This is a genomic window from Nocardiopsis sp. CNS-639, assembly GCF_000381685.1.
Lineage (GTDB): Bacteria > Actinomycetota > Actinomycetes > Streptosporangiales > Streptosporangiaceae > Nocardiopsis > Nocardiopsis dassonvillei.
On sequence record NZ_KB906854.1, the window covers coordinates 361,106 to 376,271 of the forward strand.

A 15,166-nucleotide genomic window follows, 5' to 3' on the forward strand; every position below is an offset into this window, starting at 1 on the left:
CCCGCGTGCCCGACGCGGGGGACCAGGGCACACCGGCCGGTCGGCGACACTGGAGGTATGCCTTCCGTTGCCCTCGACGGCGATCCCGTACCGAGCACCGGCGAACTGCCCGGGCCGTCCCTCGCCGAACTCGGCGGGCGGCCCCTCGGGTTCTACGTCCACGTGCCCTTCTGCGTCACCCGCTGCGGTTACTGCGACTTCAACACCTACACGGCCGAGGAACTGGTCTCCCGCGACGGCACCGCCACCGCCTCCCGCGAGACCTACGCCGACCAGGCGATCGCGGAGGTCGCGCTGGCCGACCGGGTCCTGACGGGGGAGCGCCCGCCGGTCAGCACGCTGTTCGTCGGCGGAGGTACGCCCACCCTGCTGTCGGCCGAGGACCTGGGCCGCGTCGTCACCGCCGTGCGCGAGCGCTTCGGGTTCACGCCCGACGCCGAGCTGACCACCGAGGCCAACCCCGAGACGGTCACCCCCGACTACCTCGCGCGGCTGCGCGAGGCCGGGTTCACCCGTGTGTCCTTCGGTATGCAGAGCGCCCGCGAGCACGTGCTGCGGGTGCTGGAGCGCGGCCACACGCCCGGACGCCCCGAGCAGTGCGTGGAGTGGGCGCGGCGGGCAGGGTTCGAGCACGTCAACCTCGACCTGATCTACGGCACTCCCGGGGAGGGCGACGAGGACTGGCGGGCCTCCCTGGAGGCCGCGGTCTCCGCCGGACCCGACCACGTCTCGGCCTACTCCCTCATCGTCGAGGAGGGCACCCGCCTGGCCGCCCGCGTGCGCCGGGGCGAACTCGCCGAGCCCGACGACGACACGATGGCCGACCGCTACCTCATGGCCGAGGAGGTCCTCACCGCGGCCGGGTTCAGCGCCTACGAGGTGTCCAACTGGGCGCGCACCGAGCAGGGCCGCAGCAGGCACAACCTCCTGTACTGGACCGGCGGCCACTGGTGGGGCGTGGGCCCGGGCGCGCACAGCCACGTGGGCGGCACCCGCTGGTGGAACGTCAAGCACCCGGCCGCCTACGCCGCCCGCCTGGCCGCCGGGCACAGCCCGGGCCTGGCCCGCGAGGTGCTCACCGAGGAGGAGCGCCGCTTCGAACGCGTCCTGCTGGAACTGCGTGTGGAGGGCGGGTGCCCGCTGGACCTGCTCGAACCGCACGGCCGCGACGCGGCCAAGCGGGCCGTCGCCGAGGGCCTGCTGGACGCGGACGCCCACGAGGAGGGCCGCGCGGCCCTCACCCTGCGCGGGCGCCTGCTCGCCGACGCCGTGGTGCGCGACCTCACCTGAGCCCCTCCGGCCGGGGCCGGACACGGCGAGGGGGCCCGGCCGACGGCCGGGCCCCCTCGCGTCCGCCGAAGCGCCGGACTACTTGATCCAGCTGACGTTGAACGGGTAGCGGTACCACTCGCCCCGGTTGGCGGCCACACCGCCGATGATGCCGAGGGCGACGGCCGCGATCCAGCAGATGAACCAGGTCAGGAACCCGATGATGACGATCATCAGGACGCTGGAGATCAGGTAGCCGATCAGGATCAGGAGCTGGAAGTTCAGCGCCTGCGCGGCCTGGTTGCGGACGAACGGCGACTCGTCCTTCTTGACGAAGAAGATGATCAGCGGCACGAGCCAGCCGATGACGCCGCCGCCCACGTGGGCGAACATCGCCATCTGGCGCTCGTCCGGACTGGGCTGGCCGGTCGTGGCCGAGGAGGGGCCGTAGGCGCCGTGCGGGGGCTGGCCGTAACCGCCCTGCTGGTAGTGGGACTGGTAGCCGCCGGTCTGCTCGTACCCGGGCTGGCCGGGGTAGCCACCGGGCTGGCCCGGATATCCGCCGGACTGCTCCTGGTACCCGGGCTGGCCGGGCGGGAGCGGATAGCCGCCCTGCTGGTAGCCGGGCTGGCCACCGGTGGGGTAACCGTGCTGGGAGGGGTAACCGCCGGAGTCCTGGCCGGGCTGCTGGCCCTGGCCGTAGGGGCCCTCGGGAGGGTTGCTGGGATAGGACATGTTGGGTTCCTTCGTGCGGATGCGCTCGGACTGCGTGCGGGAGCGGATCACTTCAACAGGCGGATGCTCACCGGGTAGCGGTACCACGTCCCCTTGTTGGCGCCGTTGGCGCCCAGGACGCCGAACACGATAGCGACGACCCAGATCAGGGCGACCAGGAGGGATCCGATCCAGGACAGCTCTGGGAAGAAGATACCCAGGCCGATGAAGGCCACCCACGCGAAGAGGTAGGGGATCAGCAGGGTGAGCTGGAAGTTGGCCGCCTCGGCCGCGTGGTGGCGGACGAACGGCGACTGGTTGCGCTTGGCGAAGTAGATGGCCAGCGGCGGGATCCAGCCCAGGCAGGCGACCACGAAGCCCGACAGGTGGGCGAGCATGGCCACGAGCGTGCTGTTGTCGCCGCCCGGCGCGCCCTGCTGGGGCTGGCCCGGAACGCCCGGCTGCCCGTACGCCGCGGGCGCGCCCGGGTAGGGCTGCTGCTGGCTCGGAGTGGGCTGGCCGTAGACCCCCTGCTGGGGCTGTTGGGGCTGGCCGTAGGGCTGCTGACCGTACTCGGGCTGCGGGGCGTAGCCGGGCTGGGCGCCGGAGGGCTGCGCTCCCGGTGCCTGGGCGTAGCCCTGCTGTCCCTGGTCGGGCTGCGGTGCGTACGGGGACTGGGCGCCGGAGGGCTGACCGTAGGCGGGCTGCGCCCCCGGGGTCTGGCCGTAGGCCGTCTGCTGCCCGTAGCCGGGCTGCTCGGGGGTGCCTTCCGGCGGTGCGAAACCGGGCTGCTGCTGTCCGGCCGGGGGCTGGCCGTACTCGCCCTGCTGGGGCTGGGCGTAGGGCTGCTGACCGTATTCGGGTTGCGGGGCGTAGCCGGGCTGGGCTCCCGAGGCCTGGCCGTAGCCCTGCTGCCCCTGCTCGAACTGCGGGGCGTACGGCGACTGCGCGCCCGAGGGCTGACCGTAGGCGGGCTGGCCCTGACCGGGCTGGGGCGCGTACGGCGACGGGGCGCCGGGGGGCGGTGCGAAGTCGGGCTGCGCCCCCGGGGCCTGGCCGTAGCCCTGGTAGCCCTGCCCGGGCTGCGGGGCGTACGGGGACTGCGCGCCGGAGGGCTGGCCGTAGGCGGGCTGCGCGCCCGAGGGCTGCTGGCCGTGGTCCTGGTCGGGCTGCGGAGCGTAGGGCGGCTGCGCCCCGGACGGCTGTCCGTAGGCGGGCTGCTGGCCGGCTTCCGGCTGCGGGGGCCGCTGTCCGTACTCCTGCTGACCGTCCTGCCCGTGCTCCTGCTGCTGTCCCCGGTGGGGATCCTCCGGGGGCGGGGGGTTCGTCGGGGTCTGGCTCATGCTCTTCCTTGGCTCCGCTGATGAGAGGGAGGTTCTGTACTACCGTGCTGTACCGACGACCGCGCGGGCCGGAGGCGGGCGGCCTCGGCACCGGACACGGGGACCGGCGCCTCGCCCAGGTCAAATCCTAGGTCCTACCGCTCCTCCCGCGCGCAGCGCTCGCTAGGGAGCGTCCGGGTGCGGCCCGGTGACGAAGTCGATCAGTTCCTCCACCCGGCCGAGCAGAGCCGGCTCCAGATCAGCATAGGTACGGACCGACCCCAGGATCCGGCGCCACGCCTCTCCCGTCTCCATCCGCCAGCCCAGGGCGCTCACGACCCCCTCCTTCCAGGGGACGCCGCGCGGCACCTCGGGCCATGCCCCGATCCCCACGGAACCCGGCCGCACCGCCTGCCAGACGTCGACGTAGGGGTGCCCGGCCACCAGCACGTGCTCGCCGCGCACCCGCTCGGCGATCCGCGTCTCCTTGGATCCCGGTACCAGGTGATCCACCAGGACGCCCAGCCTCCTGCCGGGCCCGGGTGAGAACTCCGCCACGATCGAGGGCAGGTCGTCGACCCCCTCCAGGAACTCGACGGCCACCCCCTCCACGCGCAGGTCGTGGCCCCAGACCTTCTCCACCAGCTCGGCGTCGTGGACGCCCTCCACGTAGATCCGGCTCTCCCGGGCCGTGCGCGCCCGCGCGCCCGGTACCGCCACCGACCCGGAGGCGCTGCGCAGCGGCCCCCGTGGAGCGGTGGAGGGGCGCACGAGGGTCACCGGCTCGCCGTCGACCAGGAACGCGGCGGGGGCGAGGTCGAACACGCGGCGGCGGCCGTGCCGGTCCTCCAACGTGACGGTGGCCTTGTCCCAGGCCATCACCGCCCCGCAGAACGCCTCCTCGGCGTCCTCCACGACCAGTTCCCTCTCCAGGGGCACCTCGCGGACCGCCTTCTTCTTCGGGCGGCGCCAGTCCCCGGCGAGCACGTCGCGGCCGTAACGGCCGGTTCCCTTGGTAGCCACGGTCGTGCAGTCTACTGGTGGCGCGCGCCGGCGCCCCGTCGGCCGCGGCGCGTGCCGCGTTCCCGGCGGGAGCAGGGGTGACACGGCCGCGCCGCGGCTTCACCACCCGCGGGTAACCGTCAGGGTTTGCGGCCGGGCATAGACTTAGCACTGAGGACCATGGAGTGCCAGGAGGTGGCGAGTGCTGGATGAGCGCAAGCTCGCGGTCCTGCGTGCCGTCGTCGAGGACTTCGTCAACACCAACGAGCCCGTGGGTTCCAAGGCCCTGGCCGACCGGCACCGGCTCGGAGTCTCCCCGGCGACCATCCGCAACGACATGGTCGCCCTCGAGGAGGACGGCTACATCGCGCAGCCGCACACCAGTGCCGGACGCGTTCCCACGGACAAGGGGTACCGGCTCTTCGTCGACCGGCTCTCCTCGGTCAAACCGCTCTCCAGCGCGGAGCGGCGCGCCATCGAGTCATTCCTCACCGGCGCCGTGGACCTCGACGAGATCGTCGCCCGGACCGTGCGGCTCCTCGCGCAGCTCACCCGCCAGGTCGCGATCGTCCAGTACCCGTCGCTGACCCGCTCGTCGGTGCAGCACGTGGAACTGGTCCCCCTCGGGGGGCAGCGGATCATGATGGTCGTGATCACCAACACGGGCCGGGTCGAGCAGCGCGTCATCGACGGCCTGGGAGAGGTCCACGAGGCCGCCGTCAACGACCTGCGCGCGATGTTGAACCGGGCCATCGCCGGACGCCACCTCGGCGACGTGCCCGACGCGGTGGAGGACCTGCCTCCGCAGGTGGCGCCCGAACACCGCCAGATGGCGGTGTCGGTCCTCTCCGTCCTGCTGGAGAGCCTCGTCGAGCGGCACGAGGAGAAGATCGTCCTCGCGGGGACGGCCAACCTCGCCGCCGTCGACTTCGCCGCCAGCCTCAGGGACGTCCTGGAGGCACTGGAAGAGAACATGGTCCTCATCCGTTTGCTGGGAGAGGCCAAGGACCCGTCGATGCTCACGGTGCGCATCGGCGCGGAGAACTTCCACGAGGGCCTGAGGTCCACCTCCATCGTGTCGGCGGACTACGGTGTGGGAAACCAGTCGCTCGCCAAGATCGGTGTGGTGGGACCCACCCGGATGGACTATCCGGGGACGATGGGAGCAGTACGCGCCGTGGCTCGCTATGTCGGACAGATTTTGGCAGGACAGTAACCCAGTGGCCAGAGACTATTACCAGGTTCTCGGAGTGCGTCGCGACGCGTCCAAGGACGAGATCAAGAAGGCCTACCGGCGGCTCGCGCGCGAACTCCACCCGGACATCAATCCGGACCCCGCAACCCAGGAGCGCTTCAAGGAGGTGACCCAGGCCTACGAGGTCCTCTCCGACGAGAACAAGCGCCGGATGTTCGACATGGGCCAGGACCCCTACGCGCCCGGCGGCGGCGGGGCCGGGGGCTTCGGCGGCGCGGGCGGGTTCGCCTTCGACGACATCATGAACGCCTTCTTCGGCGGCGGCCAGCCCGGCGGGCGCGGCCCCCGGGAGCGGGTCCGCCGCGGGCGCAGCATCAAGATCCGCGTCGAACTCGACCTGGTGGAGACCGCGTTCGGGGTCAGCAAGGAGATCACCTTCCCCACCGCCATCCTGTGCGAGACCTGCCAGGGCGAGGGGACGGCGGCCGGTTCGCACCGCACCACCTGTGAGATGTGCCACGGACAGGGCGAGGTCTCCCAGGTCACGCGGTCCTTCCTCGGCCAGGTCATGACCTCCCGCCCCTGCCCCCAGTGCTCGGGCCAGGGCTCGGTCATCACCAACCCCTGCGGCGACTGCGCGGGCGAGGGCCGGGTGCGCGAGAAGGTCACCCGCACCGTCAAGATCCCCGCGGGCGTCGACGACGGCACCCGCATCCAGCTCGCCGGGGAGGGTGAGGTCGGCCCCAACGGCGGACCGCGCGGCGACATCATCCTGGAGATCATCCAGCGCCCGCACCCCACCTTCGAACGCCGCGGCGACGACCTGCACTGCACGGTGACCGTCCCCATGACGGCCGCCGCGCTGGGCGCCTCCTTCGCCTTCGACACCCTCGACGGCACCGAGAACATCGACCTGCGCCCGGGCACCAACTCCGGCCACGTCATCACCCTCCCCAACAAGGGCGTCAGCCACCTCGACGGCGGCGGCCGGGGCGACCTGCGCATCCGCGTCGACGTGGAGACCCCGAGCAGGCTGGACGAGGAGCAGGAGGCCCTCCTGCGCAAGTTCGCCGAACTGCGCGGCGAGGACCAGACCCCGGGACGCTTCAGCCCCGGACACGGCGGGTTCTTCTCCAAGATCCGCGACGCCTTCGGCGCCAAGTGACACCGCCGGTCTTCCTGGTCGAAGCCGCCGACCTGGCGGCCGACCGGGTGACGGTGGACGGCGCCGAGGGCCGCCACGCCGCCGTGGTGCGCCGCATCCGGGAGGGCGAGACCGTCGACCTCTCCGACGGACGCGGTCTGCGCGCCCGCTGCACGGTGACCGCCGTGGGCAGGGACCACATCGTCTGCGCGGTGGTGGACCGCCGGGAGGAACCGGCGCCCCGCCCCCGCCTGACCGTGGTCCAGGCACTGCCCAAGGGCGACCGGGGCGAACTGGCCGTGGAGATGATGACCGAGGCCGGGGCGGACGCGGTCGTGCCCTGGGCGGCGGAGCGCTGCGTCACCCGCTGGAAGGGCGACCGCGCCGCCAAGGCGCTGGCCAAGTGGCGTGCGACCGCCCGCGAGGCGGCCAAGCAGGCCCGGCGTGCGCGGCTGCCCGAGGTGGCCGACCTCGCCGACCGCACCGCCGTGGTCGAACTGCTGGCGGGGGCGGACCTGGGCGTCGTGCTGCACGAGGACGGCGCCAGCCGCCTGTCACAGCTGGAACTGCCTGTCGGACAGGACGCCGGCGTCGTCGTGGTGGTCGGTCCCGAGGGCGGCTTCTCCGACGCCGAGCTGGAGGCGTTCGACGCCGCGGGCGCGGTCCGGGCGCTGCTGGGACCGAGCGTGCTGCGCACCTCCACCGCCGGGGTCGCCGCCCTGTCGGTGCTCCAGGCCCGCACCGGCCGCTGGTAGGGCGCACGGCCCGACGCTGAACACACGAGAGGCGCCCGGACGTGTCCGGGCGCCTCTCGTGTGTCCAGCGGATGACTCCTGCGCGGACCGGCCCCGACGTGTACGGGGACGGGCCCTCCGTGGGGGGTGTGTCAGCTGCTGGGAGCCGTCTTGGCGCCGTTGTCGCCTCCGGTGGTGCCGGTGCCGCCGGTGCCGGTTCCGTCGCCTCCGGTCCCGCCGCCCTCGCCGCCGGTGCCGTCGCCGCCGGAGGGCTCCTCACCACCGGTCCCGCCGCCGCTGTCACCGCCGCCCTCCTCACCGGTGGACCCGTCGCCGGTGCCGCTGCTCGGCTCGTCGCTGGGCTCGCACTCCTCCTCGGAGGCGGCCTTCTCGCCCTTCTCCTCCTCGGAGCTGGACGGGGTCGGGGAGGCGGGCTCCTCGGGCGTCGGACAGGTGGTGGCGGCCGTGACGCCCTCCTCGGAGGGAGCGGGCTCCTCCTCGTCGTCCTCCGGGGTGGGGGAGGAGGCCGGGTCGCGCGGCGGCTCCTCCTCCTGCTGGGTGGTGCCGTCCACGGAGCCGGTGGAGGGGTCGGGAGCGATCACACCGCCGCCCTCGCCCTCCTCCTCGGCGGGCGCGCCCTCGCGGTCGGCGCCCGCGGGGACGATCTCCAGCACGTGGTCGCGGACCTGGGGGCTGGAGATGGCCACGGACCCGGCGATCAGGGCGGCTCCCGCCACCGCCACCGCCGGACGTAGCCAGGGCATACCGAACCAGGCCGAACCGCGACTGCGCTCGGTGCGCTCACGGATCAGGTTCAACGCCTCGGGAGAGGTCGTGACCGTGTCGGCCTCGGCCTTGAGCAGGTGGCGCAGCTGCTCCTCGAACGGATCGTTCGTGGGGTTCGTGGGGCTGGTCATGTCGTTTGCTCCAGAACAGAGCGGAGCGCGGAGATACCGCGGGACGTGTGGCTCTTCACCGCACCCCGGCTGATCCCCATGGCGTCCGCGATCTGTGCCTCGGACAGGTCGCCGTAGTACCGGAGCACGATGGCCTCTCGCTGACGGGTGGGTAGTTTGCGCAGGGCACGGATGACGGCTTCGCGCTCCAACAGGCTCAGCGCGCCGTGTTCCGCGCTGGGGGCGTCGGGCAGGGCCTTGGGCGCGTGCTTCTCCACGACCGCCCTGTGGCGGAGTACGGACCGGGCCTTGTTCACCACGGCCTGGCGCAGGTAGGACAGGGCCTTGTTCGGGTCGCGCAGGCGGCGCCACGCTCCGTGCATGGCGACGAACGAGTCCTGGACGACCTCTTCCGCGGTCGCGTGGTCGCGGACCAGCAGGGCGGCGAGCCGAACGAGCGGACGGTAGTGCTCCCGGTAGAGCTCCGTCACGGCGTGGTCGGCGTCCCACTCCACCGAGAGCGGTGCCGTGGTGGCACCGGCCACCATGGTTTCTGTCGTCACATCAGTTCGACGCACACCCTTGTCGCGGGGTTTACGAAAGGGCATACCTCTTCTTTTCCAGGTAGACGTGCGTTTCAATCCGAACACGCGGGAATATGGCCGGGGCCGGACGGAGCCGACGACCTGACGCGCACGGGTGGAAAGCCTATCGCGCCCGGGGCGCCGGGCGTCGCCGAATCCGCTCGCCCACAGCGCCTCCCAAGCCCTCCGCCGTGGGCCCGCCCGACGGCGACCTGCGGCATCATGGTCCCGGACGAACCCGATACGGCGGCCCTTTCGGCGGTCGCGCGGACGTAAAAAAGGTGAGCGATGGCCCAGGACGACTGTCTTTTCTGCAAGATCGTGAAGGGGGAGGTGCCCGCCGAGATCGTGCGCGAGAGCGAGCGCGCGGTCGCCTTCCGCGACATCAACCCCCAGGCGCCCACGCACGTGCTGGTCATCCCGCGCGAGCACCACCCCAACGCCGCCGAGGCCGCGGCGGCGGACACCGGCCTGCTCGACGAGATCGTCCGGGTGGCGCACGAGGTGGCCGTGGACGAGGGCGTCACCGACCAGGGCTACCGGCTGGTGTTCAACACCGGCAGCGGCGCCGGGCAGACGGTCTTCCACCTCCACGGGCACCTGCTCGGCGGCCGCGGACTCAACTGGCCCCCCGGGTAGGAGGCGCCCGACCGGTCCCGCGCGCGGACGCCGACGCCCCGACCCCGTCCCTCCCGCACGTTGTCCACAGGCGGAAATAACGGATCGAGTCGGGCGGAGGCGCCTTGGTAGACTCGTCGCTGTGGGCTTCGAGGGTTCGGTGTGACCATGGGGAACACCGGCGCGCAAGCTCCGACCGGGCGCCGTCCGCGGCGCCGGGACCGTCCACCAGGTGCGCCTCCCGCAGGGGTCGGGCAGGCGCCCGACCGAAGGGTAGGGACAGCGGCCGCACGGCCTCATCATGTCCGAGACAACGCACACGCACCCGCCACGGGACACCCAGGTCAAGGTCGTGGTGCCCGACGAGCACACGATGGTCAGCCTGCTGGGCTCCAGGGACGAACTCCTCAGGGCGTTGGAGCGGGCCTTCGACAGCGACATCCACGTGCGCGGCAACGAGTTCACCATCAGCGGCTCCCCGGAGGAGACCGCCGTCGTGGTCCGCCTCGTCGAGGAGCTGATCGAACTCGCCAAGAGCGGCACCCACGTCACCCCCGACACCATAGAACGCATGGTCCACATGCTGCGCTCGCCCGGCGCCGAGCGCCCCGCGGACGTGCTGACCACCAACATCCTGTCCAACCGCGGCAAGACCATCCGTCCCAAGACGCTCAACCAGAAGCGCTACGTCGACACCATCGACCAGCGCACGGTGGTGTTCGGCATCGGCCCCGCCGGTACCGGCAAGACGTACCTGGCCATGGCCAAGGCGGTCAAGGCGCTCCAGGACAAGGAAGTCAACCGGATCATCCTCACCCGCCCCGCGGTGGAGGCCGGTGAGCGGCTGGGCTTCCTGCCCGGCACCCTCTACGACAAGATCGACCCCTACCTGCGCCCGCTCTACGACGCCCTGCACGACATGCTCGACCCCGACTCCATCCCCAAGCTCATGGCGGCGGGGACCATCGAGGTCGCGCCGCTGGCGTACATGCGCGGCCGTACCCTGAACGACTCCTTCATCATCCTGGACGAGGCCCAGAACACCTCGCCCGAGCAGATGAAGATGTTCCTCACCAGGCTCGGGTTCGGCTCCAAGATCGTGGTCACCGGTGACGTGACCCAGGTCGACCTGCCCGGCGGGCAGACCAGCGGTCTGCGCACCATCGAGTCCATCCTGAGTGACATCGACGACATCGCCTTCTGCCGCCTGAGCAGTGAGGACGTCGTCCGGCACAAGCTGGTGGGCAAGATCGTGGACGCCTACGGGCGTTACGACGCCGCCCAGGGCGACGCCCGGGACGGCAGGGGGTCCGCCGGGGGCGGCCGCCCCCGGCGCGGGTCCGCGCGCCGTGTCGCCCCCGACACCCCGGCGGAGCCGGGGAGCGTCGGTGACGGGGAACAGGCAGACTGAGACAGGGGTGTTCCGCCGAGGGCCTTCGGACCCGAGACGGCCCGAGGAACACGACCCCACGGCGTCCGAACCGGTGGGCCCGCCACAGGCGGGTCCACCGGTTCGGTTGCCGAGGGCGCGCCGGACCGGCGCGCCGCACCACCGGCCGGGCACTCCGCCCGGCCCCGCGATCCCTAGGTAAGGCAGACGCAACCATGAGTATCGACGTCGCCAACGAGTCCGGCGTCACCACCGTGGACGAGGAGAGGCTCTCCCGTCTGGCCCGTCACGTGCTCGACGCCATGCGCGTCCATCCGCTGGCCGAGCTGTCCGTCGTGCTCGTGGACGAGGAGCCGATGGCCGACCTGCACGTGCGGTGGATGGACGAGCCGGGCCCCACCGACGTGCTCTCCTTCCCGATGGACGAACTGCGCCCCGGCGGCCCCGGCCGCACGAGCGAGCCGGGCGTCCTGGGGGACGTGATCATCTGTCCGCAGGTCGCCGAGCGCCAGGCGGAGAAGGCCGGGCACGGCACCGAGGCGGAGATCGACCTGCTGTGCACGCACGGCATCCTGCACCTGCTGGGCTACGACCACGCCGAGCCCGAGGAGCACAAGGAGATGTTCGGTCTCCAGGGAGAGATCCTCGCGGCCTGGCGCGAGCGCGAGGCGGCCGGGGCCGAAGGGGATGAGAGCGCCCGATGACTCCGTCGGCCTGGCCTGACATCGCCCCGTTGACCACCGGTGAGCCCGTGGAGTGGATCAGCGCGTTCGCGGTGGCCCTGGTGCTGACCGCCGTCGCGGGCTTCCTGGTGGCCGCGGAGGTCGCCGTCACCCGTGTGATGTCGGTGGGCCTGCCCGAGGCGAGTTCCGGTGAGCGCGTGGCCAAGTCCGGGCGCCGCTGGGAGCGGGTGTCGGCGGACCCCACCCGCCACCTCAACGTGCTGCTGTTCCTGCGCGTGGTGTGCGAGGTGTGCGCGGTGCTGGCCGCCGCCGTGGGCATGGTGTTCCTGCTGGGGCTCGGCTGGCCCGCACTCGGGTTGACCGCCGCGGCGATGGTCGTGGTGGAGTCGGTGCTGATCGCGATCGCGCCGCGCATCCTCGGCCGCCAGTTCTCCGGGGCCTTCGCGCGCGCCAGCGCGGCGGTGGTCTACCCGGTCCAGGTCGTGGTGGGCCCCATCGCCCAGCTGTTCGTGGGGGCCGGCCGCGCGCTCACCCCGCGCGCCAAGGGCGACCGCGAGGGCCCCTTCAGCACCGAGGTGGAGCTGCGCCAGCTCGTGGACCTGGCCGAGCGGGGGGAGGTCATCGACCCCGAGGAGAGCCAGATGATCCACTCGGTGTTCAAGCTCGACGACACGCCCGTGCGCGAGGTGATGGTGCCCCGCCCCGACATCGTGTTCACCAGCCGTGGGGCCGACGCCGACGCCGTGCTGACCCTGGCGCTGGCCAGCGGGTACTCGCGCATCCCGGTGACGGGTGAGGACGAGGACGACGTGGTCGGCATCGTCTACCTCAAGGACCTGGTGTACCAGCTGCGCGACCGCTGGGCGGCGGCCGCGGGCACCGACGACGAGGTGCCGCTCACCGCGGGCGACGTGATGCGCCAGGCGAACTACGTCCCCGACACCAAACCCATCGACGAGCTGCTGCGCGAGATGCAGCAGCAGCGCAACCACGTCGCGGTGGCCATCGACGAGTACGGCGGCACGGCGGGCCTGGTGACCCTGGAGGACATCGTGGAGGAGATCGTCGGTGAGATCACCGACGAGTACGACCACGAGATCCCGCCGGTGGACTGGCTCGACGCGGACCGGGTGCGGGTGACCGCCCGCCTGCCGCTGGGCGAGCTGGACGAGCTGTTCCCGGACCGGGACCTGGACGTGGCGGACGTGGAGACCGTCGGCGGACTCGTGGCGTTCGTCCTGGGCCGGGTGCCCGTGGGAGGGGACCGGGCCGAATACGCTGGTCTCCGACTGACCCTCGAGGGCAAGAGCAGCCGCCGGAGCCGGATGACCACGGTCCTGGTGGAGCGCCTGCCCGCCGACGCCGAAGGGGCGCCGGAGGAGGACAACGACGACGTGAGGAGCACGGAGCAGTGACGGAGACGACGGGGCTCGGCCCCGAGGACGGCAAGCTCATCACGCTCGCGCGGGCCTCCCGGGCCCGCAACGCGGCGGCGGAGGGCGCGGCGGTGCGCGACGAGACCGGGCGCACGTACGTGGCCACGACGGTGTCGCTGCCCTCGCTCCGGCTGTCCGCGCTCCAGGCGGCCGTGGCCGCGGCGGTCTCCGGTGAGGCCACCGCGCTGGAGGCCGCCGTGGTGGTCACCGAGGCCGCGGAGCTGACCGAGGACGACCGCGCGGTGGCGGAAGACCTGAAGACCCAGGTGGTGGTGATCGCGGCCCCCGACGGGGTGCCCGCGAGCATCACCCGGAGCTGAGAAGGACCCATGAACGAGCTCGACCTGGAGAAGCTGCGCGTACCGCTGGAGATGCCCTCCCACCCCGAGGGCTTCCGCAGCGGTTTCGCGTGCTTCGTGGGCCGCCCCAACGTGGGCAAGTCCACCCTGATGAACGCGCTGGTCGGGCAGAAGGTGGCGATCACCAGCAACCGGCCCCAGACCACGCGGCGCACGGTGCGCGGGATCGTGCACCGGCCCGACGCGCAGCTGATCATCGTGGACACGCCCGGCCTGCACAAGCCGCGCACCCTGCTGGGTGAGCGGTTGGACTCGCTGGTGCGGTCCACCCTGGTCGAGGTGGACGTGATCGCGTTCTGCCTGCCCGCCAACGAGCCGATCGGGCGGGGCGACACCTACATCGCCAAGGAGCTGGCGGAGCAGACCAACACCCCCGTGGTCGCCCTGGTCACCAAGACCGACCTGGTGGACCGGGACGCCGTGGGCCGTCACCTGATGGCGGTGAACGAGCTGGGCGACTGGGCCGACATCGTCCCGGTCTCGGCCCAGGGGGGCTTCCAGCTGGAGACCGTCACCGACGTGCTGTGCTCGCACCTGCCGGAGGGGCCGCCGCTGTACCCGGACGGCGACCTCACCGACGAGCCGGACGAGATGCTGGTGGCGGAGCTGGTGCGCGAGGCGGCCCTGGAGGGTGTGCGCGACGAGCTGCCGCACTCCATCGCGGTGGTCGTGGACGAGATGTACGAGCGCGAGAACACCCGTCCGGGCAAGGAGCTGGTGGACATCTACGCGTCGCTGTACGTGGAGCGCTCCAGCCAGAAGGCGATCGTGATCGGGTCCAAGGGCTCGCGCCTGCGCGACGTGGGTTCGCGGGCCCGCAAGCAGATCGAGGCCCTGTTGGGCCGACGGGTGTTCCTGGACCTGCGGGTGCGGGTGGCCAAGGACTGGCAGCGCGATCCCAAGCAGCTGCGCAAGCTGGGCTTCGACCAGCCCACCTGACGGGCTGACCTCGGGGGCCGCCGGTGCCGTGCGCGGGCCCCGACACGCGGTCGCCTCGCGGGGTGCGGGCGCCGCCGCCGGCTGTGGGCACGGGAGCGCGGCGAACAGGCCGGGCCGGGGCGACCCCGGCCCGGTTCGTCATGTCTGGTTGTTGAGGTCGGTGGCCAACAGGGTGGCGCAGCGCCGCACGATGGGGGCGGCGCGGTCCACGAACTCCCAGCTCACCCGGGCCTCGGGGCCCGACACCGACACGGCCATGCCCGAGGGCGCGCCCGCGACGGGGACCGCCACGCAGCGCACGCCGACCTCCTGCTCGCCGTCGTCCACGGCGAAGCCCTGTGAGCGGACCCGGCGCAGCTCGGCGAGGAAGGCGTCGGGGTCGGTGATGGTGCGGTCGGTGGCGGCGGGCATGCCGGTGCGGCGGACCGTGGCCAGCACCTCCTCGTCGTCGAGCTGGGACAGCAGCGCCTTGCCCACGCCCGCCGAGTGCGGCAGCACGCGGCGCCCCACCTCGGTGAACATGCGCATGGAGTGCTGTGAGGGCACCTGCGCGACGTAGACGACCTTGTCGCCGTCGAGCATGGCGAGGTTGGCGGTCTCGCCCAGGTCCTCCACCAGCTGCGCCAGGTGCGGGCGGGCCCAGGTGCCCAGCATCTGCGAGGCCTTGTCGCCCAGACCGATCAGCCGGGGCCCCAGCGCGTAGCGGCGGGAGGGCAGCTGGCGCACGTAACCGTTGCCGACCAGGGTGCGGATGATGCGGTGGATGGTCGGCAGGGGGAGCCCCGAGGAGTCGGCCAGCTGGCTCAACGAGGTCTCGCCGCCCGCCTCGGCCATGATCTCCAGCAGTGAGAAGGCGCGGTCGAGGGACTGCACGCCGCCGG

At 72.4% G+C, this 15,166-nt stretch carries 16 protein-coding genes; 10 read left to right on the forward strand and 6 right to left on the reverse strand.

Features of this window, described 5'->3' with window-relative positions:
- Positions 1 to 57 precede the first annotated feature (57 nt).
- The gene (hemW, locus tag G011_RS0101420) at positions 58 to 1,290 is read left to right on the forward strand and encodes a radical SAM family heme chaperone HemW (RefSeq protein WP_019606897.1); all 1,233 of its coding nucleotides are present in this window, start codon (positions 58 to 60) and stop codon (positions 1,288 to 1,290) included.
- A gap of 78 nt (positions 1,291 to 1,368) precedes the next feature.
- On the opposite strand, the gene G011_RS0101425 is transcribed toward hemW, so the two are convergent.
- The 3 genes from G011_RS0101425 to G011_RS0101435 form a co-directional block, all read right to left on the reverse strand.
- The gene (locus tag G011_RS0101425; protein WP_026337907.1) at positions 1,369 to 2,004 is read right to left on the reverse strand and encodes a DUF4870 domain-containing protein; all 636 of its coding nucleotides are present in this window, start codon (positions 2,002 to 2,004) and stop codon (positions 1,369 to 1,371) included.
- Between the two features lie 47 nt (positions 2,005 to 2,051).
- Positions 2,052 to 2,381 (reverse strand): DUF4870 domain-containing protein, encoded by a 330-nt coding sequence (locus G011_RS0101430; protein ID WP_036552136.1) that lies wholly within the window; start codon positions 2,379 to 2,381, stop codon positions 2,052 to 2,054.
- Positions 2,382 to 3,488: 1,107 nt separating this feature from the next.
- A complete protein-coding gene (locus tag G011_RS0101435; protein ID WP_026337909.1) occupies positions 3,489 to 4,328 on the reverse strand; it encodes a DUF3097 domain-containing protein in 840 nt (279 codons plus the stop codon).
- Positions 4,329 to 4,509: 181 nt separating this feature from the next.
- On the opposite strand from G011_RS0101435, the gene hrcA reads away from it, so the two are divergent.
- From hrcA to G011_RS0101450, 3 genes are read left to right on the forward strand one after another with little or no spacing between them, the layout of a single operon-like run.
- Positions 4,510 to 5,523: a heat-inducible transcriptional repressor HrcA gene (hrcA, locus tag G011_RS0101440; protein ID WP_013151753.1), complete on the forward strand. Its 1,014-nt coding sequence runs from the start codon at positions 4,510 to 4,512 to the stop codon at positions 5,521 to 5,523.
- Between the two features lie 4 nt (positions 5,524 to 5,527).
- Positions 5,528 to 6,667 (forward strand): molecular chaperone DnaJ, encoded by a 1,140-nt coding sequence (gene dnaJ / locus G011_RS0101445; RefSeq protein ID WP_013151754.1) that lies wholly within the window; start codon positions 5,528 to 5,530, stop codon positions 6,665 to 6,667.
- Entirely contained in the window at positions 6,664 to 7,401 is a 738-nt protein-coding gene (locus G011_RS0101450) for a 16S rRNA (uracil(1498)-N(3))-methyltransferase (protein WP_019606901.1), read from the forward strand. Before dnaJ ends, G011_RS0101450 begins: the two co-directional genes overlap by 4 nt.
- A 131-nt stretch (positions 7,402 to 7,532) precedes the next feature.
- On the opposite strand, the gene G011_RS0101455 is transcribed toward G011_RS0101450, so the two are convergent.
- Both G011_RS0101455 and G011_RS0101460 read right to left on the reverse strand, forming a co-directional pair.
- On the reverse strand, positions 7,533 to 8,297 hold the full coding sequence (locus tag G011_RS0101455) for a hypothetical protein (RefSeq protein ID WP_019606902.1): 765 nt from the start codon (positions 8,295 to 8,297) through the stop codon (positions 7,533 to 7,535).
- Positions 8,294 to 8,824 (reverse strand): SigE family RNA polymerase sigma factor, encoded by a 531-nt coding sequence (locus tag G011_RS0101460; RefSeq protein WP_013151757.1) that lies wholly within the window; start codon positions 8,822 to 8,824, stop codon positions 8,294 to 8,296. Before G011_RS0101460 ends, G011_RS0101455 begins: the two co-directional genes overlap by 4 nt.
- 324 nt (positions 8,825 to 9,148) lie before the next feature.
- Here G011_RS0101460 and G011_RS0101465 point away from each other — a divergent pair, with 324 nt between their 5' ends.
- The 6 genes from G011_RS0101465 (at position 9,149) to era (ending at position 14,285) form a co-directional block, all read left to right on the forward strand.
- Complete coding sequence (locus G011_RS0101465) at positions 9,149 to 9,499, forward strand: histidine triad nucleotide-binding protein (protein WP_019606903.1); 351 nt, start codon at positions 9,149 to 9,151, stop codon at positions 9,497 to 9,499.
- Between the two features lie 280 nt (positions 9,500 to 9,779).
- Entirely contained in the window at positions 9,780 to 10,889 is a 1,110-nt protein-coding gene (locus G011_RS0101470; RefSeq protein WP_019606904.1) for a PhoH family protein, read from the forward strand.
- Between the two features lie 194 nt (positions 10,890 to 11,083).
- Positions 11,084 to 11,572 (forward strand): rRNA maturation RNase YbeY, encoded by a 489-nt coding sequence (ybeY, locus tag G011_RS0101475; RefSeq protein WP_013151760.1) that lies wholly within the window; start codon positions 11,084 to 11,086, stop codon positions 11,570 to 11,572.
- On the forward strand, positions 11,569 to 12,966 hold the full coding sequence (locus G011_RS0101480; protein ID WP_026337910.1) for a hemolysin family protein: 1,398 nt from the start codon (positions 11,569 to 11,571) through the stop codon (positions 12,964 to 12,966). Before ybeY ends, G011_RS0101480 begins: the two co-directional genes overlap by 4 nt.
- Complete coding sequence (locus G011_RS0101485) at positions 12,963 to 13,307, forward strand: hypothetical protein (protein WP_013151762.1); 345 nt, start codon at positions 12,963 to 12,965, stop codon at positions 13,305 to 13,307. The genes G011_RS0101480 and G011_RS0101485 overlap by 4 nt, the downstream gene beginning before the upstream one ends.
- 9 nt (positions 13,308 to 13,316) lie before the next feature.
- Positions 13,317 to 14,285: a GTPase Era gene (gene era / locus G011_RS0101490; RefSeq protein WP_019606906.1), complete on the forward strand. Its 969-nt coding sequence runs from the start codon at positions 13,317 to 13,319 to the stop codon at positions 14,283 to 14,285.
- A 138-nt stretch (positions 14,286 to 14,423) separates the two neighbouring features.
- Here the strand turns inward: era and G011_RS0101495 are convergent, their stop codons facing one another.
- Positions 14,424 to 15,158: an IclR family transcriptional regulator gene (locus G011_RS0101495; RefSeq protein ID WP_019606907.1), complete on the reverse strand. Its 735-nt coding sequence runs from the start codon at positions 15,156 to 15,158 to the stop codon at positions 14,424 to 14,426.
- Positions 15,159 to 15,166 lie beyond the last annotated feature (8 nt).

Coding starts and splice junctions, on each gene's coding strand:
- G011_RS0101455 (WP_019606902.1), bottom strand. CDS start 8,297: ATGACCAGCCCCACGAACCCCACGAACGATCCGTTCGAGGAGCAGCTG.
- G011_RS0101460 (WP_013151757.1), bottom strand. CDS start 8,824: ATGGTGGCCGGTGCCACCACGGCACCGCTCTCGGTGGAGTGGGACGCC.
- era (WP_019606906.1), top strand. CDS start 13,317: ATGAACGAGCTCGACCTGGAGAAGCTGCGCGTACCGCTGGAGATGCCC.
- hemW (WP_019606897.1), top strand. CDS start 58: ATGCCTTCCGTTGCCCTCGACGGCGATCCCGTACCGAGCACCGGCGAA.
- G011_RS0101480 (WP_026337910.1), top strand. CDS start 11,569: ATGACTCCGTCGGCCTGGCCTGACATCGCCCCGTTGACCACCGGTGAG.
- G011_RS0101430 (WP_036552136.1), bottom strand. CDS start 2,381: ATGCTCGCCCACCTGTCGGGCTTCGTGGTCGCCTGCCTGGGCTGGATC.
- G011_RS0101425 (WP_026337907.1), bottom strand. CDS start 2,004: ATGTCCTATCCCAGCAACCCTCCCGAGGGCCCCTACGGCCAGGGCCAG.
- G011_RS0101465 (WP_019606903.1), top strand. CDS start 9,149: ATGGCCCAGGACGACTGTCTTTTCTGCAAGATCGTGAAGGGGGAGGTG.
- G011_RS0101470 (WP_019606904.1), top strand. CDS start 9,780: ATGTCCGAGACAACGCACACGCACCCGCCACGGGACACCCAGGTCAAG.
- ybeY (WP_013151760.1), top strand. CDS start 11,084: ATGAGTATCGACGTCGCCAACGAGTCCGGCGTCACCACCGTGGACGAG.